Source organism: Fodinibius roseus, from assembly GCF_900129315.1.
In the GTDB taxonomy this organism is placed as follows: domain Bacteria; phylum Bacteroidota; class Rhodothermia; order Balneolales; family Balneolaceae; genus Fodinibius; species Fodinibius roseus.
Genome location: NZ_FQUS01000026.1, coordinates 19,232 through 40,783, shown reverse-complemented (window position 1 = coordinate 40,783; position 21,552 = coordinate 19,232). Strand labels below are relative to the sequence as shown.

The 21,552-nt window shown below is 51.1% G+C and carries 19 protein-coding genes; all 19 read left to right on the top strand.

Going from position 1 to position 21,552, the window contains the following annotated elements:
- Positions 1 to 51: 51 nt before the first annotated feature.
- Entirely contained in the window at positions 52 to 2,460 is a 2,409-nt protein-coding gene (locus BUB16_RS18270) for a spermidine synthase family protein (protein WP_139240377.1), read from the top strand.
- 182 nt (positions 2,461 to 2,642) lie between these two features.
- A complete protein-coding gene (locus tag BUB16_RS18265) occupies positions 2,643 to 5,348 on the top strand; it encodes a heavy metal translocating P-type ATPase (RefSeq protein WP_073067770.1) in 2,706 nt (901 codons plus the stop codon).
- A gap of 17 nt (positions 5,349 to 5,365) precedes the next feature.
- Entirely contained in the window at positions 5,366 to 5,743 is a 378-nt protein-coding gene (locus BUB16_RS18260; protein WP_073067768.1) for a cupredoxin domain-containing protein, read from the top strand.
- Between the two features lie 253 nt (positions 5,744 to 5,996).
- Entirely contained in the window at positions 5,997 to 6,185 is a 189-nt protein-coding gene (locus tag BUB16_RS18255) for a YHS domain-containing protein (RefSeq protein ID WP_073067807.1), read from the top strand.
- Between the two features lie 36 nt (positions 6,186 to 6,221).
- Complete coding sequence (locus BUB16_RS18250; RefSeq protein ID WP_139240376.1) at positions 6,222 to 6,440, top strand: hypothetical protein; 219 nt, start codon at positions 6,222 to 6,224, stop codon at positions 6,438 to 6,440.
- Between the two features lie 10 nt (positions 6,441 to 6,450).
- Entirely contained in the window at positions 6,451 to 6,633 is a 183-nt protein-coding gene (locus BUB16_RS18245) for a YHS domain-containing protein (protein ID WP_073067764.1), read from the top strand.
- 95 nt (positions 6,634 to 6,728) lie between these two features.
- Positions 6,729 to 7,874 (top strand): NAD(P)/FAD-dependent oxidoreductase, encoded by a 1,146-nt coding sequence (locus BUB16_RS18240; RefSeq protein ID WP_073067763.1) that lies wholly within the window; start codon positions 6,729 to 6,731, stop codon positions 7,872 to 7,874.
- Between the two features lie 24 nt (positions 7,875 to 7,898).
- Positions 7,899 to 8,690, top strand: coding sequence for a prolipoprotein diacylglyceryl transferase (gene lgt, locus BUB16_RS18235; RefSeq protein ID WP_073067761.1), 792 nt, complete (start codon positions 7,899 to 7,901; stop codon positions 8,688 to 8,690).
- A gap of 48 nt (positions 8,691 to 8,738) precedes the next feature.
- Positions 8,739 to 9,005 carry a hypothetical protein gene (locus BUB16_RS18230; protein ID WP_139240375.1) on the top strand — a complete coding sequence of 89 codons (267 nt, stop codon included), beginning with the start codon at positions 8,739 to 8,741 and terminating at the stop codon, positions 9,003 to 9,005.
- A gap of 703 nt (positions 9,006 to 9,708) precedes the next feature.
- Positions 9,709 to 10,479: an SDR family NAD(P)-dependent oxidoreductase gene (locus tag BUB16_RS18220; protein WP_073067755.1), complete on the top strand. Its 771-nt coding sequence runs from the start codon at positions 9,709 to 9,711 to the stop codon at positions 10,477 to 10,479.
- Positions 10,480 to 10,773: 294 nt separating this feature from the next.
- Positions 10,774 to 12,081 (top strand): APC family permease, encoded by a 1,308-nt coding sequence (locus tag BUB16_RS18215; protein ID WP_073067754.1) that lies wholly within the window; start codon positions 10,774 to 10,776, stop codon positions 12,079 to 12,081.
- 270 nt (positions 12,082 to 12,351) lie between these two features.
- A complete protein-coding gene (locus BUB16_RS18210; protein WP_073067752.1) occupies positions 12,352 to 12,714 on the top strand; it encodes an NADH-quinone oxidoreductase subunit A in 363 nt (120 codons plus the stop codon).
- Positions 12,715 to 12,732: 18 nt separating this feature from the next.
- Complete coding sequence (locus BUB16_RS18205) at positions 12,733 to 14,961, top strand: NADH-quinone oxidoreductase subunit D-related protein (RefSeq protein WP_139240374.1); 2,229 nt, start codon at positions 12,733 to 12,735, stop codon at positions 14,959 to 14,961.
- A gap of 12 nt (positions 14,962 to 14,973) precedes the next feature.
- On the top strand, positions 14,974 to 15,876 hold the full coding sequence (locus tag BUB16_RS18200; RefSeq protein ID WP_073067748.1) for a complex I subunit 1/NuoH family protein: 903 nt from the start codon (positions 14,974 to 14,976) through the stop codon (positions 15,874 to 15,876).
- Complete coding sequence (locus BUB16_RS18195; protein ID WP_073067805.1) at positions 15,876 to 16,391, top strand: NADH-quinone oxidoreductase subunit J family protein; 516 nt, start codon at positions 15,876 to 15,878, stop codon at positions 16,389 to 16,391. The genes BUB16_RS18200 and BUB16_RS18195 overlap by 1 nt, the downstream gene beginning before the upstream one ends.
- A 5-nt stretch (positions 16,392 to 16,396) precedes the next feature.
- Positions 16,397 to 16,705, top strand: coding sequence for an NADH-quinone oxidoreductase subunit NuoK (nuoK, locus tag BUB16_RS18190; protein WP_073067746.1), 309 nt, complete (start codon positions 16,397 to 16,399; stop codon positions 16,703 to 16,705).
- Positions 16,706 to 16,712: 7 nt separating this feature from the next.
- On the top strand, positions 16,713 to 18,599 hold the full coding sequence (locus BUB16_RS18185; RefSeq protein WP_073067744.1) for an NADH-quinone oxidoreductase subunit 5 family protein: 1,887 nt from the start codon (positions 16,713 to 16,715) through the stop codon (positions 18,597 to 18,599).
- Positions 18,600 to 18,602: 3 nt separating this feature from the next.
- The gene (locus tag BUB16_RS18180) at positions 18,603 to 20,081 is read left to right on the top strand and encodes a complex I subunit 4 family protein (protein WP_073067742.1); all 1,479 of its coding nucleotides are present in this window, start codon (positions 18,603 to 18,605) and stop codon (positions 20,079 to 20,081) included.
- Positions 20,082 to 20,086: 5 nt separating this feature from the next.
- Positions 20,087 to 21,448, top strand: a complete 1,362-nt coding sequence (locus tag BUB16_RS18175) for an NADH-quinone oxidoreductase subunit N (protein WP_073067740.1) — start codon at positions 20,087 to 20,089, stop codon at positions 21,446 to 21,448.
- The last annotated feature ends 104 nt before the right edge of the window (positions 21,449 to 21,552 follow it).

Below are 21,552 nucleotides of genomic sequence, written 5' to 3'. Positions count from 1 at the left end.
CGGCCCCCGTTTTTCAGGAACGTTTCTGACGGGATGCGAAACGAATATATCATGACTGATAAACATAATATGGGTAAACGATGGTATAACGCCACCGGCACACCAATACATATGTTATGCTCGCTGGCCCTGGTCTCCTTTGGCATGATACTCTACGAAATCGTATTGACGCGGATCTTTTCGGTCATCCTGAGCTACCATTACGTATTTGCCATCCTTTCGCTGGCCATGCTCGGGCTGGGCATGGGTGGATTCCTGCTAAAAAAGTGGTGTCGAACCACCCGAGGCCCTCACCTGTATATGGTTACGGCTGTAACTGCGCTGGTAGCAGGCATTATAACAGCCTTGACCCTTTACCTTTCACAGGCAGCTCCGGTATCATGGGGAAATACGGTCACTTGGGTTATCCTGTTTTTACCGGTAATACCGTTCCTGTTTTTCGGCATGACTATCGCCTCCTTTTTTCAACAGGCCCCGGGGCAAAGTTCAGTGCTCTACGGCTTTGATATAGTCGGTGGGGCGCTGGCCGCCCTGGCTGCCGTACCCCTGCTCAATACGGTTCCTGCGCCCCAAGTGGCTTTTATCGTGGTACTTGTCGTAGTTTTCGCTTCGATGATCCTGGCGGCAGTAGAATATTTCAATATGAAGATTGCTATATTTTCGCTGATTGGGCTCCTGTTAGGTGCCGGTGGCATATGGCTGGCTCCGCCGCGTATCCTCCCGATCAAGAACGATCTGAACAAAGATATCAATCGCATTATATACAAAGATTCCGGGGATGGCCGCATCGTAGAAACGCGCTGGAGTGCCTTTGGACAAACAGATTTGGTGGAAAGCGACTTGCTGCCCGGTGAAAAGATCATCTACATCGACGGGGCTGCGGGGACATCCATGTACGGGTACCAGTCGCTGTTGAACGACTCGACAAAACTCCGGGACCTGACCACAAATTTCGGGCAGTACTTCCCGTTCTATTTTTTACAGAAAAACCAGAAAGACAGTGCCCTGGTTATTGGTCCGGGCGGCGGCCGGGACGTGTTAGTAGCTCTTTTCGGGGGCGTATCATTCATTACCGCCGTTGAAGTGAACCCCGAGCTGGTGCAGATAGTTAAGGATTATGAGGATTTCAATGGCGGTTTATATACGCAGCTGCCCAATGTTGAAATAGTAGTTGATGAAGGGCGTAGTTTTCTCCGAAATACTTCTGAAAAATATGATCTCCTCATGTTGGCCTTGCCGGTAACCAAGAGCAGCCGCAGTATCAACGGCTATGCCCTGACCGAAAATTACCTGTTTACCGTGGAGGCCTTCGGTGATTATCTCGGCCGTCTTACCCCTGAAGGACGCATTATTTTTGTTACACACGGCAAGGCTGAACTCTACCGCCTGCTGGCACTAACCTTGACGGCCTTTGAGGAGCGAGGGATCCCGGTGGATCAGGCCATGAACCACCTCTACACCATCGCCCGGCACGGAATGCCCACATTGATAATTCAGAAAAACCCATTCAGCCCCGAAGAGATGAAAACCCGGCATGCCGCTTTGCACGAGCTGGGATTTGACGACGGAGACTACTTTTTACCTTTCCAGGAACAAGTTTCTCGTAGCCTGGCCCTTTCCCATGATACCGCCTCCACCTTAACATGGAATATGTTCGATCAGACCATGGTGAACCTGTCAAAAGGGACACTGACACTGGATGAACTCGTAAATACTGCGTCTTTGAACATTGAGCCCGTGCGCGATGACAATCCCTTCTTTTACAATTTTGACAAGGAGTTGCCCTCCCCGTTCCGCCAGCTATACGGGTTGATCATACTGGGGATAGGAATCGTAATATGGGTGGTGTCGGTTAAAAAGCCGTCCGCGCATGTGAAAACGGGATTTATCCGTCCGTTTGCGCGGCACACGAAACTGAAATGGTTCTTGATGATCTTTTTACTCTTGGGGATGGGTTTTATGATGCTGGAAATTGCCCTTTTCCAAAAATTGACCTTGTACCTGGGAAACCCGGTCTCGTCAACATCAGTGCTGCTTTTTTCGCTGCTGCTCGGCGTTGGAGTGGGTAGTCTCGGCAGTAGCCGGATCACTCATCGCCTGTGGATCGCCGTCGTTATCAGCACGGGGGCCGTCTTTGCTCTCAGCCTGGCCTATAATTATGTGCTGGAAGATTTGATGACCTCGGCCGCCATCGTTCCGTTTCGGGCCGGTTTGATCACGGGACTGCTCGGGGTGGCCATGGGCTTCCCCTTTCCTTTGGCCCTGCGGATGATGAATAAGCACGGGCTGGGAGAATTTACCGCAGCGATGTGGGGCGCCAACGGCCTGGCGTCGGTCGCCGGGGCGATCACTGCGATGATCATTGGCATCGAATGGGGGTTTACTGAGGTCCTTTTCATTGGAGGTGTGCTCTATCTAATTACCGGCTTGCTTTTCACAGCTATCAGGCGGCAGATTTAGTTTCAGATTCCAGTCTGAAGCCCAAAGCTCACCTATTTACCATATATAAATTGTTGAAAGATTTATTTCAGATTTACTTGTCTCATTTAAGGTTGCGTTAAGGTAGCAAGTGTTATCATTGGGTAGAAACTTGAAAAAGATACTTGATAAAATATTCATTATAACCTATAACGGAGTACCCAATGGCTAAAGATATTGTTTGCAGAATGGAAGTGGAGAGTCCCTCCGACTGGCAAAGTACGTACCAGGGAGAGACCTTCGAATTTTGCTCGGAAAAATGCAAAAACGAATTTGAAGAGAACCCGGAAAAATTTGTTACCGGGAAAGATAAAGCGGGAGCAACCTACAACATCACCCCCAACGGGGTGGAAAAATTGCAGCTGCCGATCGTGGATATGAGCTGTGCTTCCTGCGCGGTTACGATCGAGAAGGAGATCCGCCGGCTGCCTGGTATTCAAAAAGCAGTGGTGAACGGAGCCACCGAAAAGGCCTATGTAGAGTTCGATCGTTCTGAAACGTCGGTAACACAGATCATCGGGGCCATTAAGAAATCAGGCTATAAGGCAGGTTATGCCACACTCCGGTTGGGCATCGGAGGCATGCACTGCAATTCGTGCGTCTCCCAGATTGAGCGCGAGCTTGACCAGACCCCCGGTGTGCTCAGCGCCAGTGTCGACCTGGGGACCGAATCGGCCGTTGTCAAATACCTGCCCTCAGAGGTGGACATGCCCGCAATCAAGAACATTATTGAACGGCTGGGATATGAAACCTTTGAGGCTTCCCGACTATCCGATCCGGTTGAAGACGATAAAAAAACCGGCAAACAAGAGAAGCTCAAAACCAAAGAAGAACCGGTGGACGAGAATCAGCTGGCCCGCGAAAAAGAATATAAATCATTGATGTGGAAATTTATTTTTTCCGCAGTGATCTCCATACCTGTGATGATTTTCAGCTATCCCGATTTCCTGGGCCTGCCGGACCAGTTCCAGCGGGGCACCGACCTGCTGTACTGGATCTGGTTCTCGATGGGCGTTGTAACCCTGCCGGTAATGTTCTGGGCAGGTTCACATTTCTATACCGGAGCGTGGGCAGCTTTCAAAAACCGGTCGGCGAACATGCATACCCTTATTGCCGTGGGTATTACGGCAGCCTGGCTGTACTCTACGGTAGCAGTATTATTCCCGGAAATCTTTCCAACTGAAGCACTGGCTGAAGTATTTTATGATGTTACAGCGGTGGTTGTAGCACTGGTAGATTTAGGCCTGGCTTTAGAGATTAGAGCCAAAGGGCGCAGTTCTGAGGCCATTAAGAAATTGATGGGCTTGCAGGCCAAAACCGCGCGTGTAGTGCGTGATGGGAAAGAACAAGATATACCCGTCGAAGAAGTAGTATTGGACGATATAATTGTAGTTCGTCCCGGTGAGAAGATACCGGTTGACGGCGAAATCGTGGAAGGCTCTTCGGCTATTGACGAATCTATGATCACCGGGGAATCCATTCCGGTTGAAAAACATACTGGTGATGAGGTGATCGGCGCCACCATCAATAAAACGGGTTCATTTAAATTCCGGGCCACCAAAGTGGGCAAAGACACCGCCCTGGCCCAGATTGTACAGATGGTCGAGGAAGCCCAGAGTTCCAAGCCGCCCATTCAGCGGGTGGTGGACAGAGTTTCCGGCTACTTCGTGCCCGCCGTCATTATCTTGGCTATCGCTGCTTTCGTAATCTGGTATCTTGTAGGTCCGGCTCCCGCACTTATTTACGCGCTCGTTGTAGCCGTGACCGTACTGATTATCGCCTGCCCCTGCGCGCTGGGTCTGGCTACCCCGATCTCTCTGATGGTGGGTGTAGGTAAAGGCGCCGAAAACGGCATCCTGATTCGCAGTGGCGAGGCGCTCGAAACCGCACAAAAGCTTGACGCCATTGTACTGGACAAAACCGGTACTATTACCGAAGGCCAGCCCTCGCTGACTGATGTGATTACTGCAAATGGATTTAGTGAAGAAGATATACTGGCCTGGAGCGCCAGCGTGGAGCGCGCTTCCGAACACCCGCTGGGCGAAGCCATCATCAGGGGCGCTGAAGACCGCAGCATCACGCTCCTCGACCCCAAAAACTTTAACGCCGTACCCGGCCACGGTGTAGAAGCCAATGTAGAAGGACGCAAGGTACTCCTCGGAAATATTAAAATGATGCTCGATAACAATATTGATGTCGGCGGCCTGCAGGATCAGAGCGTAACCCTGGCCGATGACGGTAAAACCCCGATGTTTGTCGCCGTGGACGGCAAGGCCGCTGGAATCGTGGCTGTGGCCGATACCGTAAAAGCCGACTCCAAAGAGGCAATAGCTCAACTTAAGAAAATGGGCCTTGAGGTCGTCATGATAACCGGTGACAACCGGCGTACCGCCGATGCTATTGCCCGGCAGGTAGGCGTGGACCGCGTGATGGCCGAAGTGCTGCCCGAAGACAAGGCGATGAATGTGCAGAAACTGCAGAACGAAGGCAAACGGGTTGCCATGGTGGGTGACGGCATCAACGATGCGCCCGCGCTGGCCCAGGCCGACATCGGGCTGGCGATCGGCACCGGAACAGACGTGGCGATCGAGGCCTCCGATATCACCCTGATCAAAGGCAGCCTGAAAGGCGTGGTACTGGCGATCCAGCTTTCCAAGGCGACCATGAGAAATATCAAACAGAACCTGTTTGGCGCCTTTGCCTATAACACGGCCGGACTGCCGATTGCCGCAGGAGTGTTCTACCCGCTGTTCGGTCTACTGCTCTCTCCATTGATTGCAGCCGCCGCCATGGCCTTTAGTTCTGTAACAGTTGTTACCAATGCCAACCGGCTGCGCAAGTTCCAACCAAAATTTTCAAAAGCCAACTAAATTAAAAGGAGATTATTATGACACTCGATGAAATTTTTGTACTGATCGGCGGCATACTACTTATTGCACTCGTGGCCTGGTATTTCTGGTTTTCCAGTTCCGAAGGCGCACACGCCCAAAGCGGTACTGGCGGACTGCAGGAAGCTTTGATTAAAGTAAAAGGCGGCTACAGCCCCAATATTGTTGTCGTGGAAGCCGGAAAACCGGTGAAGCTGAACTTTCTGCGCGAAGAAACGGCCGCCTGTTCCGAACAGGTGGTGTTCCCTGACTTCGGCAAGCAGGCGACACTGACCCCGCATAAAACCATTCCGGTTGAGTTTACTCCGGAGCAGCCCGGCGAATATGAGTTTCAGTGCGCCATGGGGATGCTCCGTGGCAAACTGATAGTCGAATAACAAAAATCTAAAATCAAACAAATCCGCAGAACGCATCATGAAGAACCGACGATCCATATTGAATCTCATACAGCGGGGAAGAGTCCCTGGTCACAAGCTGTTAAGCGTAGCCCGGGCCCTTACATGGAACAATCTGTGGATGCCTCGAACAAGATTAATCCCCCGATGGACGGCCCGGCCTTTCTATACGATTACTCCCAATCCCCAGGCCGGGCCTCCATTTTTTAAACATTAACCAAACATGGAGAACATCATGAACAACGAACAAATATGCCCCGTAATGGGACACGAAATCAATGACATATCAACCGCACCCAGTAGTGAGTACAAGGGAACGACCTACTACTTCTGCTGCGAGAACTGCAAGGAAACCTTCGACAGCAACCCGGCGACCTATACAGGCAACGGCGGCGCCGAAGGACACCATCATCACCATCACTAACTAGGAGATAATCGACAACCGCTAAACCAACCCTTTATGGCAAGAACAAACAAGGTATGCGCAGTGACCGGTAATGAAGTCATCAACCCCACCCAAGCTCCCAGGAGCAGCGTAAATGGGAAGGTGATTACCTTCTGTACTTCGACCTGCAAAGATATTTTTGACCGGCACCTGGTCAAGTTCGCCGAGAAACGTTATCCGGCAAACGGCCAGCCGTCTTATTCAACAACCCTTAATCTCAAATTTAAACCATAGGAGGCCTATTATGGCACATCATGAAACGTGCCCGGTAAGCGGCCTGCAGATCGACGACCTGGCCACGGCTCCCAATATGGAGTACGAGGGCAAAACGCTCTATTTCTGCTGCCCTTCCTGCCAGGATACCTTCCTGGAGGACCCGGATCACTATCTATCCGGCAGCGCTTCGCATAAAAGTGGCTGCCATTAACATATTGAATCCTGACATACCATCCCCAATACACTCTCATGCGCCCGGACCCTGAACCGGCCGGGTGCATTTCAACCTGAAAGAAAAACACCGTCATGAAAAAAGAACACGTACACGTTATTGGCGCCGGCCCGGCCGGGCTGGTGGCCGCGATCAACCTGGCAAAAAACGGCTATCCCGTTACGGTTTACGAAATGAAAGAAGATGTAGGCACGCGCTTTAACGGCGATTACCAGGGCATCGAAAACTGGTCGACCGAAGAAGACGCCCGCCAGTTCCTGCAGACCGTCGGCGTCGAAACGAATTTTCGCTTTGAACCGTATGCCGACGGCGACTTCTTTAATCCCTCCGGAGAAAAGTACTATTTTAACATGTCCCGCCCGCTCTTCTACCTGGTGGAACGCGGCACCAGCGAGTGGAGCTTAGACCAAGGGCTGAAGCGGCAGGCCCTGCAGACGGGCGTGCAGTTTGAATGGGGACGGCGCATGACCCACGCCCCGGGCGGGAAAGTGATCATCAGTACCGGACCCAAGGCCGCCGATGTCGTGGCCCGCGGTATGGTATTCAAAACTATGCATGAAAACTATTACGCGGCTTTCCTTGATGACGAAATCGCCCCACAGGGGTACGCCTATCTGCTGGTGAACGACGGCAAGGCGACCTTTGCTACCTGTCTGTTCGAGAAATTTTCCGAATCCTTCACCTATTTTGATGCGGCTTTTGAACGTATGCAGGAGCATGTCAATATTGATATCATCGATTCCAAAAGTTTCGGCGGATATATCAATTTTTCCCTGAACCAACCACTGATGAAAGACCACCGTATCTACTATGTAGGCGAAAATGCGGGCTTCCAGGATTTGTTGTTCGGCTTCGGCATACGCTTTGCCATGCACTCTGGATATCTGGCGGCCCAAAGCATCATGGAAGACCTCTCCTACCCGGCCTTGTGCAGGGAGCATATTATCCCGAAGATGGAAACCTCCCTGGCCAACCGCTGGCTGTTTACGCGCCTGGAAAACCTGGGCTACACGATTATGCTGGACCGGCTGGCGGACAAAGAGGATATCATCCCCACCCTGCAAACACAGTATAACCCGAGCTGGTATAAAAAGACGGTATTGCCGGTGGCCAAACGAGCCTTTAAAACCCGCCTGGAAGACAAGCAGTGCATGCACGAGAACTGCTCGTGTGTATGGTGCAGACACGGCGAGCACGCCTATGCCGAAGTGGAATGCTAACCGGTAAACTAAACCTATACCAAAATGCTTCCCATTCTTTTTGAAATCGGCCCCATAACCATACACACCGTCAGCATCTTTCATACCGGTGGAATTCTTATAGGTATCTGGTGGCTTTATCGTCAGGCCATAAAAAACCGCCTTGACCCTCAAAAAATCATGGATCTATCGCTCGTTGTCGTTCTGTGGGCTGTTATCGGCGCCCGGCTGTTTTCCATCCTGTTCGATGGAAGCCTGCAGTGGTACCTGCAAAATCCGGTAAAGATGCTGATGCTGTGGAATGGCGGCTTTACCTTTTACGGTGGCTTCCTGTTCGGGCTCGGGGCCGGCATCTGGTATGTTCGCAAACATAAAATGGATGTTTGGAAGGTAAGTGATATGGCGGCGCCCGGCCTGGCGCTGGGGATCGCATTCGGGCGTCTGGGCTGTTTCTTCTCCGGCGACAGCTACGGCAAGCCGACCGATCTACCGTGGGCCGTCACTTTTAGCGACCCGCTTTCCATGGCCCCGACGGGCATTCCCTTGCATCCCACTCAGATATACTCCACGCTCGTATTGCTGGTGGTGTTCGGTGTCTTGTTGTGGTGGAAAAAGCAGCAACGGTTTAAAGGGGAGCTCTTCCTGGCCTTCATCATGCTGTATGCCCTCGTACGATCCTTCGTGGAAATATTCCGAGACGACCCGCGCGGGGTGTACCTTGACGGACTCATCTCCACTTCGCAGATTATCAGCCTGCTGGTGGTGATTCCGGCCCTGTGGCTGTTTTTTAAAAAGCTGCATCAGTACAAGAGTTTGAAGCTCGATACATCTCAATAATGCACCAAACAGCCTGTTTACTCTAATTTAATTCTAAAGAAAACTCCTGTGTCAATATTACCTTGGTTTATTCTCATTGCCGCTTTTATGTTCTTTATGCATCGCGGCTACAGCTCGATTGGCGATTATGGCGGCGGACACGTCAACGGGTCCCGCGATCGCCGTGCACCGGGCACAGGAGGAAAATTATATTCCAAGCCCAACCTTGATGCAATGGAGGAAGTGGAGTATGAGGAGGTGGAATCAGAGTCGGGACCAGAAATCAACCCGCCAAACAATACCGCAAAAACAGGTACGCTTTATTCTATAGAATGACACTCAGAACCCTATCAATTTATTGTAAGGCGTTAACCGGTTGAAATAGTAGAAGAATTGCCATTTATGGTTGAGGCTGTCTAAAAAGTCATGTTCAACAATCAGATTCCTAAAAAAATAAGGCCTATGGTTCCAATTGGTTGGTCAATCCTCCTATCCTCCTTCTCCAAGGAGGAACTCTTGGATTACAATCTACCCCAGGATGCCATAAAGATACTTTTGAAGTCCCTCTTAGCGAAGAGGGATTTAGGGAGATTGATATTACCTTAATTATTAAGGCACCCATTTTCTGGTTTGGACTTTTGGGACAGCCTCAATGAGAACTTTGCACAAGCCACTCGTCTCACGACTAAAGTACCTTCTATGATACATAAGGCAATATTTATCAGTCGCCGACATGTATTTCAACCTTCATAACAATAATAACCCAGCTTTAGGCTGCCCTCCCCCGGATTCAGTATATCTCGCTCTATTCATTTGAAATGAGGATTTAACATTTTATTCAATCATTGCAGTAACCTTCATTTATGAGCCTGAATAAAACGGGAATCACTTCCTCAATTTACGCTCAATTTAAGGTGTCATACGTATCTTTAAGAAAGCATAAGGCTGTACTCACAGCTTAGTAAAAAAAGTTGGTAATCCAACAAACAAAGAGCCAATTACGGCAAAATTTCAACACAAACTATTTAAGGTGAATATTATGAAAGGACTTAAAGAAAAAACGATTATCGTAACCGGCGGAGCTTCCGGTATAGGACAAGCAACCTGCAGAAAATTAGCCGAAGAAGGCGCGAAGGTTGCCATCACCGATGTGCAGGATGCACCCGGTAAAGATTTGGCCGATGAAATCAATGAAACCGGCGGCAGCGCCCGGTACTGGAACCTGGACGTTACCGATGAAAACCGGATTGAAGAGATCTTCTCAGAGATTAATGAAAACTTTGGGGCGATCTATGGACTGGTAAATAACGCCGGCATAAGCGGTGCTGACAAGCCCACCGACCAGGTTACCAAAGAAGAGTGGGAACAGGTGATGAAAATTAACGTAGATGGGGTATTCTTATGCACCAAATACGTTATCCCTTATATGAAAGAAAATGGGGGCGGCAGCATTATCAATCTGTCTTCTATTTATGGTATTATCGGGAATAAGGATTTGCCTCCCTACCACGCCTCAAAAGGAGCGGTTCGGCTCATGACTAAAAACGATGCATTGACCTACGCCGAGGAGAATATCCGAATCAACTCGGTGCATCCCGGTTTTATTGATACGCCCCTTGTGGACGAGCTGGCCGAGCGAAAGAATATCAGTGCGGAAGAGTTCCGTAGCCAGCTGGACAGCCTGCACCCGATGGGACATATTGGCCAGCCGGAAGATATCGCCAACGGTATTGCCTTTTTGGCATCTGAGGAAGCCGGCTTTATGACCGGCAGCGAGCTGGTTATTGACGGTGGATATACTGCTCAATAAAATGAGAATACATAAAATTTAACCTTGTAAATAACAATAGCCGGAACGTTCGTCCCGGCTATTGTTATTATTTGATGTTTTGGTAACTGCAAATGAGTCAGAAGATGTCTTGGATCATTTTTAAAGTCCGCCTATCGTGTATTTTTGGAAAACCTGAAAATTGCATTATTTAATTTTACTGATATACTTTGGAAATCATAAAAAGTTGGTAACTGCTTGTTTTCCCAAGTCATATGTTATTTGCTACCAAACAATCTTAAAAAAACAACCCGACTCACAGAATCTAATGACATTATGACAACAGAAAAACTGGGACTTAAAGAATGTGTATCCATAGCGCTGGGCGGCATGATCGGCGGCGGCATTTTTGCCGTTCTGGGTGTGGTAGCTCAAATTGTGGAGGCAGCCACCTGGTTTGCCTTTGTGCTGGCCGGCATCGTGGCACTGTGTGCAGGCTACTCCTATAACAAACTCAACAGCATCAGCAAGAATCCGGGCGGGTCTGTTTCCATGATTCAGTGCTGTACCGGCAACACCAGGCTTGCGGGCATGGCAGGGTGGACGCTCCTGTTCGGCTATATCGGGTCGATGGCGATGTACGCCTACGCCTTTGGCAGTTATACAGTGGGTTTTGATATAATTCCCGACTCCCTGCTGGGGCTGCCCGCACGTCCTCTCATATCCATCCTGATAGTGTTGGCCTTTCTCGGGCTCAACCTGATGGGCGCCCGCTCAACGGGAACAGCCGAAAACATCATGGTCGGCATTAAAATTCTGGTTCTTGTGGCTTTTGGTATCGGAGGAGTCTGGCTGGGATTTTCGCAGGAGAAGATAAGCTTTGGCCTTGAACAGACGGTTGGTTTTGGCCCGATTATGGCTGCGGCTGTTTCGTTTGTGGCTTTTCAGGGCTGGCAGCTGCTGTTTTATGACCGCGAGAGCATCAAGGATCCCGACAACACCATCCCTAAAGCCGTCTATATAGCCATACTTTCTTCTGTGGGTATCTATATTCTGGTAGCTCTTACGACGCTTAGCCTGGCACCGATGGAGGTGATCCGGGAAGATCCCGAGCGGGCGCTGGCCGTGGCCGCCGAGCCGCTCATCCCGTTTGGCTTCACCATCATTTCGCTGGCCGCCCTGTTTTCAACCGGCAGCGCTATTAACGCGACCTTATTCAGCAGCGGCTATCTTGCAAAAGGCATGCTCTCTGACCATCTGCTGCCCGACCAGTTTGGAAGTCCGAAAGCAGAGGGTATCCCCAATCGTACGCTCGTCATTCTTGCCGTCATTACCGCTGCGTTTACCGCTTATGGAAGCCTCGATGCCATTACCTCATTTGCTTCGCTGGCTTTCATCATCATTTTCGGTACCATGAGCTACCTCGCCTTCCGCCAGCGAAAAAGGCCGCAATTTTCAAGCGTAATACCGGCAGTGGGCATGATTGGTACTGCGGCATTCTTTGTGCTGATGTTCTGGCACCTGTACAATGCCGAACCGGAAACCTTTTACTCGGTGCTTATTATAGCAGCGCTGGTGATAACGGCAGAGCTTCTGTATTTCGAACGGGATGTGCTTAAAAGAAAAATCATTCCCCTGGATTGAGTTCTGTACCCACCTCAAATATTTCCTGATTAATCCGGGAATAACAAAGACTTTAAGCTTAATTTAAGCTGCATCTCATATTTTCTGGCACATATTGCTGAATACTGCGAATCAGGAAATCCTGCACAGCGATTTTTGGCATTCATAAACCCGCAGTTTGATGCGTTATTTTAAGAAAATGGATATTTGCTTAATTAGGTTTAATGATTGTTATTAATAGCAAATAACAACCCTGACAGCCATTAACCAGAAAACCGAGAAAGAATTCGCATGGCTCCCTTAACACAATACCTCATCTTATTGGGCATGCTCGTTGCCACGGCGGGCCTGGTATGGATGCTTTATCTTATCAAGCAGTCGCTGGGCCAAACGCTGGACGAGCCGGGCAAGAACATCCCCGCCGAAAGCGGAAACCTGGCACCCAAACCGGCCTGGCTGCGTTATCATGTACACTACTACGGCTATGCCCTGCTCTTTTTGGCCTTTGATATGGAGATGGCCTACATGTATCCCTGGGCAGTGGTGTATAAGGAAGTCGGACTTGTAGCTTTGTTGGATATGGGTGTTTTTCTTATGATCCTGTTTCTCGGGCTTATATATACCTGGACTCAACTCGGACTCAAACGCCAATAAATGCCAATGGAAACGACTATGAAATACGGAGCACGAAAAGGAACTATGAATTTCTGGCGGCGATGGCTGGCAAAAGCCGCTTCACAGGAGCTGGTAATATTTCCGGTTCCGGGTGCCGACCTGCTGCGCATGTATCAATCTGAACCTTTGCACGGAGAAGCCCGGCTGGCAGACAGCCCCAAAGAGGCCAATGTACTGCTGCTTATTGGCGATGTAAGTACAGAACTGGCTGAACGGGCGGCCACCGTTTACGCACAGATGCCGCGCCCCCGGGTGCTGGTTATCGCCGGGCCGGAACATCTTGACCCGCTTCCACACCCGGACGTTCACGTACCCCTGGAAAAAGATTTTCTTGGAACCGCAATACCTGCCGCCCGCGAATGCCTGAGCGGCTACTCGTGGACAGAAAAGGCGGAGCCGTACCGGCCGGAACCAGTGGTCAGCAAAATAGAAGAAGCCGGTCAGCAGCAGGGCCATATGCATGACCATGGCGGCCACGGGTCGCACGATCACGGTCATGAAGGGCATGATCATTCCGCCCATCATCACGGTGAAACGGATGGAGGCCACAACCATGATCAAGGAGATCGTAAAAATCACCACCACGACCATTCTGATGATGCCGAAGCCGGAGATACCAAAGACTGCCACGGAGCACCGGCCAAGCACAGCCACGACAGCCATCAACACGACTCACATAGCGAACACGAAGGGCATCGACATCATGATCATGGAGAACATGAACACGGGCATGAAGGTCATCAGCACAAGGGACACAACCATGGAGAGGAGCACCAGGATGATGATCATTCTGCTCACGACCACTCTGGCCACGGAGGGCCTGGACATGGCGGGCAGCACGATCATTCGGGCCATGGCGATCACGGGCATGGCGGGCACGACCACGGCCCGGGCTTTATGTCGATGATAGCCATGACCAAAGATCTCCCCCGCAGCCCCGACGGACTGCCGATGGAGTGGAGTGATGTACATTTTGGCCCCTTTCACCCGGGCCTGCCGGGCGGGTTGCGCCTCTCCATGAAGCTCGACGGAGATACCGTCGTCATAGCAGAGGCTGGCCAAGGCCTGTTGGGACACAACCTGCCGGCATCCGTCCTGAACGACCCTGCGTCCCTGCCTGAGTATCTTGCGGCGGCCCATCCTCTGGCACCGGTTACCTACCGGCTGCTGGCACAAAAAGCGCTGGCCAACTTTTCCGGTAAAACGCCGGATTCCACACTGACCCTTTCAGAGGCAGTACTGCTGGAAAAAAAGCGGATAACCAGTCACCTGAACTGGCTGGCTGTTTTTGCCACAGCACTGGGCAGCGACTGGATGCGGGATCGGGCTATAAAACATTACCACCGTTTCCAAAACGGGGCCGGAAATGCCAGCCGGCTCTCCGAATTTATCAGCCGTATAAAAAAGATGCCCTATTTGAAATTAAAATTATCCGCCGCCGGAAAACACCGGGTGGAAATGGGAGATCACAACCTGGGTCACGGACATGAGGTCCACGATCATAGCGGACACGGCCATAACCACGGAGATCAAGCGGGTAACGAACACCATCATGCAGGTCATAGCCACGAAGAGCACAAGGGGCATGAACATCGTGAGCATGGCGGGCACGATCACTCAAGGCATAGCGGGCATAATCATGGACATGAAGATCATGAGCATGGAGGACATGAAGGGCACGAACATCATCACCATGAGCACAGCGGCCACGCGGGTCATGAAAGCCACGATCACGGCCATGGAAGCAGAGGCAAAGATCAGATTTCCGGTCAGCTGCCGGATGAGATCACAGGCCCGGTGGCACGGGCAGCGGGCATTGAAAAAGACCACCGCTTAGAGGAACCTGTATATCAGCAAGCCGGCTGGACTCCTGTAACCGCTGCCGGAAATAACGCCTGGAGCCGGCTGATGGTACGGCTGGACGAAATGGAACAAAGCCTTCGGTTTATAGCCAGGGCGGAAAATGATTCCGGCGGTGAATCTTCACAAAAAATCGACATACCCTCTGCCGGAATGGGAAATGGCATCGCACGCATCGAGAGCCCCCGCGGTACCGTGACGCTTAAATTTCATATTCATGAAGGCAAACTGGCTCACATGCAGCTTAACACGCCATCGGAAGCGCTGGCGGGCATCATACAACACCTAACCGAACAGTACGAGCTGGCCGATGCGCTGACGGCTGTAGCTTCACTGGACATTTCACCCTGGGAAATTCATCATTAACAGACGCTATTTATGACTCCTTTTTTAACCGGTTTTATCATTATCCTCCTGTTTCTGAGCGGTGTTTATGTGGCAGCAGTAATGGAACGCTGGTCGGTGACGGGACATGTAAACTGGGGCGGCCCCGTTCGCTCATTTTTACTGCTGTTTGCCCGGGAGGAGATCAAAACCCGGAAGCACGACAAAGTCTTTTTTGAAACCGCCCCGGTTCTGTTTATCGGAGTGATACTACTCACCATTTCCATCCTGCCCTTCGGCCGGGGCAGCGTGGTCATCGATCTGGGGACAGGCGCCCTGTTTATCAATGCAGCCCTGGTGTATGTGATGGTAGCACTTTTGATGGCCGGGTGGGCCATAAACGGTGTGTACGCCATGGTAGGGGGATGGCGTGCGCTGGCCCAGCTTATCGCCTACTCCATGCCGGTGGTTATGGCATTGACGGCTACGGTGATGCGGGCCGAATCGATGTTTTTAACCGATATCGTCGAATCCCAACAAGGGCTGTGGAACATTTTGTACCAGCCGGTGGGCTTTATTTTATTCTATATTTCAGCGCTGGCTATTACCTTTCTTCCCCCTTTCGACCTGCCGACAGCCAGGGGAGAATTGGCAGGAGGCGTCTGGGCTGATCTCACCGGCGCCCGCAAGCTGCTGTTTCGCCTGGGGCGGCTTACCCTGGTGTTCACCGTATCGGCAGCGGTAGTGGTACTGTACCTGGGAGGATGGATGGGGCCCTGGCTGCCCGATTTTGTCTGGACCTTTCTGAAGACCCTGCTGGTGGCGGCCTCCTTTTTTGCCATTGGCCGTTTTATGCCGCGCATCCGGCACGACCACCTGTTGGAATACAACTGGAAGTACGGGGTGCCTTTAGCTCTTTATAACATTTTTCAAGTAGGAGTAGTCTTGCTGTTATGATATCTGTACAACTCATATTACTTATTATATTCGGCCTGGCGGCCATCTGGTTCGGGTGGCGCGTCTTCATGACCAGCTCCATGGTCCGTTCCGCTCTCTCACTTCTGGCGTCCATGGTGGCCATCGGCATATTATTTCTCGTTATGGAAGCCGAATTTTTGGGTGTTCTGCAAATCATGATGATGGGAACCGAAATGAGCATTATGGCCATCTTTATGATGATGTACATGATGGATCCGGGCGGGCTGGGACAGATGGATATGTATCACCAGAAAAATATCTCCATAGCAGCGGGCGTAATTGTAACTGTATTGATAGTCGGTGCCGCTCTTGCCGCCGACTGGGGTACAATAGCTACTCAGTTCCCGGGGCCGCATGAGCAAAACCGGCTGCTGGGTATGGAAATTCTGAAGCGGTCGATGATGATCTTCGAAACCGCCGGGGTGACCATTCTTACCGGAATGATCGCCTCTATTGCAGTCGCATTGTCAATTAAAAACAGCGTGGAGAAGTAAACACTATGGAGCTATTAATTACAGCCCTTATTATTGCCGCCGTCCTTTTTGGTATAGGGCTCTACGGCGCCTTGAGCCAGACAAATTTGGTCATGATCATGATGGGCATTGAACTGATGCTTGGGGCCTCCATGATAAACCTTGTGGCTTTTTGGCGATACCTGCACCCCGAGGCTTTTTCTATACAAATGTTTGTATTGATCGCGATGACCGTGATGGCTTTGGAAGGAGCCGTCGGCTTTGCCATTGCCACCCAGCGGTTCCGTACCTCGGGAACGGTTGAAATGGAAGAATCAGCAGAATTAAAAGGATAGTCCCTCTATGGCAGCAATATTACTTACCATATTAGCTCCCCTGGCGGCAAGTGCCTTGATTATCGTAACCCGAAAAAAAATAGGGTATGCAGCCTTAACCGGAGCAGCAGGCTCGCTGGCCGGTTCGATACTGCTTTTTAGGGCCGCTTTGAACGGCGCTGTTACTCAACTGCAATTTGCCGGGCTTCCGAGAATGCTCTTTCGCCTTGAAGCCACAGAAATGGCAGCCGTACTTTCCCTGGTTGTCGCTGTGATTACCACCTCCATTTTTGTGTATGCCATCGGGTATATGAAAGAAGAAAAAGGAAAACTCCGTTTTTGGAGCGGCATAACGCTGTTTATGGGAGCCATGCAGCTGTTGGTGTTAGCCGGAGACTGGATCTTGTTTGTGATAGCCTGGGAAGTTATGGGCTTTGCCTCCTATTTGCTGATCGGTACCTGGTACTGGAAGAAAGAAGCTGGTGACGCCGCAAACAAAGCGTTTACTATGAACCGTGTGGCCGACCTTGGGCTCTATGTCGGGGTGTTTGTTATCATTCTTGCCGGCGGGTCCAGCCAGATTTTGGCTGAACCCGTACAGGGCGTTTCTGTAGTGGGAACCCTGGCTCTGCTGCTGGCGGTAATGGGTAAATCGGCACAGGTTCCTTTCCAGAGCTGGCTTTCGGCAGCCATGGCAGGCCCAACACCTGTTTCGGCCCTGCTGCATTCGGCCACAATGGTGGCGGCAGGTATTATTCTGCTGCTTAAAGCCTTCCCTCTTTTCCCGCCGGAGGCCCTGTTCTGGATCGGCTTAGTGGGAGGAATAACCATCCTGCTCACCGGTGCAACCGCCATATTTTCCGAAGATATCAAACGCATGCTTGCCGCGTCCACCTCAAGTCAGCTTGGTTTTATGGCGCTGGCTATTGGCGCCGGGTATCCGGCCGCGGCCCTGGCCCACCTGATTGCCCACGCCTTTATGAAAAGCAGCTTGTTCCTGGGAGCCGGAATCTTTCAGCACGAGATGCATTCCACAAATTACGAAAAACTCAAAGGCTCCGGAAAGAAACTGAAACTGGCTTTTTCAGGATTCGCTGTGTCCGGGCTGGCCCTGGCCGGGATCCCTCCATTAATCGGCTTTTGGTCGAAGGATGCCATCCTGACGGCAGGCCTGCAGGCCGACCCGGCCTCATGGTACTTTCCCGCTGTGCTGATTGGAGCCTTTTTTACTGCTATCTATATGGGCCGCGCATTCGGAATTTTATGGAAAGGACACAGCGAACCGGAAGAAAAGCCAAAAAAACTGTCCTGGATGCATCTCGGATTTCTAACCCTGGTAACGGCTGTTATTGCAGGCTGGTTGTTTCTGGATCCTTTGGTTGAAACGTCAGGTTTTTCCATTCCAAAAGACAACATTGCCATGATAAGCGGTCTTGGAGCTGCTTTTCTTGGTTTGGCAGCAGGCTGGGTTGCCACCGCTCCCGTCTTTAAAAACCGGGTGTGGATATTTTTCCGGGATAACTATCCCGTAGCAGGCGGCTACACCAATGTTATCGTGCAACCGTTTCAGATGCTGGCAGCCGCCGCAAACCTGATCGAACAATTTCTCCTTCAATCTGTCTTTGAGATTGGCAAGGCGTTTTTGATGTTGGCGCGCTGGCTGGCGGACGTTCCGGACCGTGCGGTGTCATTTGTGGTTAACCAAATCGGGGCATTCAATCTGAACATCAGCCAATGGACCCAAATAACGGACGATCGCGGCATTGTGGAGTGGATTGCCGGGCTCGTAGCCTCCGTCCAGCGACTGGGCCATTACAGCCGGAGCATTCAATCGGGACTGGTTCACCGGGAGCTGGCGTGGTCGGTGTACGGTATGATCTTAGCTTTAATTATTTTATCACTAACCTATCTGTAAATCATGGATTTTTCATCATTACCATTACTCTCTATCACTACATTCCTGCCGGTTTTTGGGGCCCTTGTCATTATGGTACTCCGCCCCAAACAAACCAAAACCGCCTATGGTATTGGGATAGCCTTTGCCTCACTCACCCTGTTGGCTGCTATTATGATCTGGATACAGGGTATAGGCAGTGGTTTGTCACAAATTGAAGAACTCAGCTGGATACCATCCTTAGGCATAGCTTACCGGCTCGGGGTGGACGGCATCAGTTTTCCCCTGGTGCTGTTGACGGCATTTTTGTTCCTGACCTCGCTGATTTTTTCTGCAAAGATCAAGGATAATGCCAATATCTTTATTGAACTGGTTCTGATGCTGGAGACCGCCTGTCTTGGGGTATTCCTTTCGCTTGACCTCTTCCTTTTTTACGTGTTTTTTGAAATCACTCTTGTTGGCATGTATTTCATAATAGCCAAATGGGGGCACGAACATCGCAAAAAGGCGGCTTTAACTTTCTTTATCTATACCCTGGTAGGCAGTTTGTTTCTGCTGCTGGCGTTTTTGGCGCTGTATCTTTTTTCCGATCCCAATACGTTTGACATACAACAGTTGGTAGCAAATCCCACCATAACCGGACTTGCAGCTACGCTTACGTTCTGGGGATTATTTATCGCTTTTGCTATTAAAACACCGCTTTTCCCGTTCCACACCTGGCTTCCTTTGGCCCACACCGAAGCACCTGCTGCGGGAAGTGCCATCCTGGCGGGGGTGTTGCTGAAACTGGGCACCTATGGTTTTATTCGCTTTCCTTTGCAAATGACGCCTGATGCATTTCGTGAATTTGCACCCTACGTCATCGTCGTTGCCGTCTTTACAGCGCTGTACGGGGCTTTCGTAGCCCTGGCCCAAACCGATATCAAGCGGATGGTGGCCTACACCAGTGTAAACCACATGGGGTATCTGATATTCGGTGTGGCCATAGCAGCCGTCACCACTACCACATCCGGCATGATTGCCCTGGACGGAGCGGTACTTCAAATGATAAGCCACGGTGTGGTTACAGGGGTGCTTTTCCTGCTGGTAGGAGCTCTCCAGGATCGCACTGGTACGCGGGAAATGAACGAAATGAGCGGGCTGCTAAAAGCCTATCCGATTTTAAGCGGACTTTTTATGCTCGCGGCCTTTGCTTCTCTGGGGTTGCCCGGGCTGGCTCATTTCCCTGCCGAGTTTCAAATCTTTTTAGGCGGCTTCGATGTGTACCCGATCGCCGTCGGCATCATTATCATTGGCTTGCCGATTACCACAGCCCTGTACCTGCGGGCTATTCAAAAAGTATTTTTAGGTACCCTGGCGGAAGGATTTAGCGGAGTTAAAGATTTGGGAAGCCGGGAGCTGTGGGCTATTGTTCCTTTGATATTAGCTACCATACTGATTGGTATCTATCCCGATTCCCTGCTCTCGATGATTCACGCTACCACTAATTTCTTCGGACTGTAATAACAATGGCCACAGATTTACTGAATATTTTACCACAGCTTATTGTTTTATCCACCACGGCTATCGTGTTATGCCTGGAAATGGCCCGACTCCCCCGGGCTGCACTATGGGCTTTGGTGGTTGGCATGCTCACAGCCACCGGTGTTGCCGTAGATTTGCTGGGGACAGATACCACCGCTTTTTCCACTACCTTCCGTGTTGACGCACTCAGCTTGTGGGCCGTCATCATTCTGGGACCGGCAACCATCCTTTTTGCATTGCTGGGCCGGTCGGAGCTGAAAGATTCGGCCCGCGAAGGCACCATATACAGTCTGATGGGCTTTTCAGCCTTGGGAGCCATGATTTTGGCGGGCAGCGGAGATCTCATGTTCATTGTACTGGGCCTGCTTATTGGTACTCTTGCCGGTATGGCCATGGCAGCTCACCCCAGAAACGGCCCTTCCAGCGAAGGAGCAATGAAGTATTTTATTTACGGATCGGTTGCCGGAGCCATCATGCTTTTCGGGCTAACCTACTGGGCGGGCCTTGCCGGCACCACGCTGATTTCCGGGATTAACAATCCTGACTTATCCTCTTATGCCGTTATGTTCGGCTTTATTACCCTGGTAATTGGAATCGGCTATGCGGCTTCCCTGTTTCCCGTCCATTTCTGGATACCCGACACCTTCGAAGGCGCCCCCGTCTCCATCGCCGCCTATCTGTCGGTAGTTCCCAAGATAGGAGCCCTGTTTGCACTCGCACAGGTGGTTCGTGATCTTCCGGTTTCCCTTGTTGACTGGCCGCTGATCCTGGCCGTACTGGCCGCGCTGTCCATGACCTTTGGCAATGTGGTGGCCCTTTGGCAGAACAATGTGATCCGGCTGCTGGCCTACTCCACCGTTGCCCAGTCAGGGTATTACGTGTTGGGCGTTATCGGAGTGGGACAAAGTTCGCTTGCGATCGATTCACTGGTGGTATTCGGGGTAGCCTATGCCCTTATGAACACCGGCGCTTTTGCCATTACTTTGGGAGAAGGTACCCGGCTGGACGATTTTAAAGGCATGGGAAAACGCCGCCCCTGGCAGGCCGTGGGCATGACCATTTTCCTGCTCTCCCTGGTGGGGATGCCGCCCCTGGCTGGCTTTGCCGGTAAATTTCTACTGTTTGGGGCAGCCATAGAATCCGGGTATAGCTGGCTGGCGGTTGTTGCCATCCTGAACAGTGCCATCTCTCTGGCGGTCTATATGCGCATTGTGGTACCCATGTTTTTTCAAGAGACCGAAGATAGGCAAATCAAAACTTACGCTCCGGGAACATCCTTCGTATGGATAAGCACATTTGCCTTAACTATAGCTGCGGGAATTGGCGTGCAGTGGTTTCTGGCTTGAATAGAAAATGCCATCCTCCAAACCTCCTTCAAGGGCATCGAAAAACTCCCCCTCCTTGCGGCGTGTCTTTCGACGTAGGGAGGGGCCGGGGGTGGGTCAACATA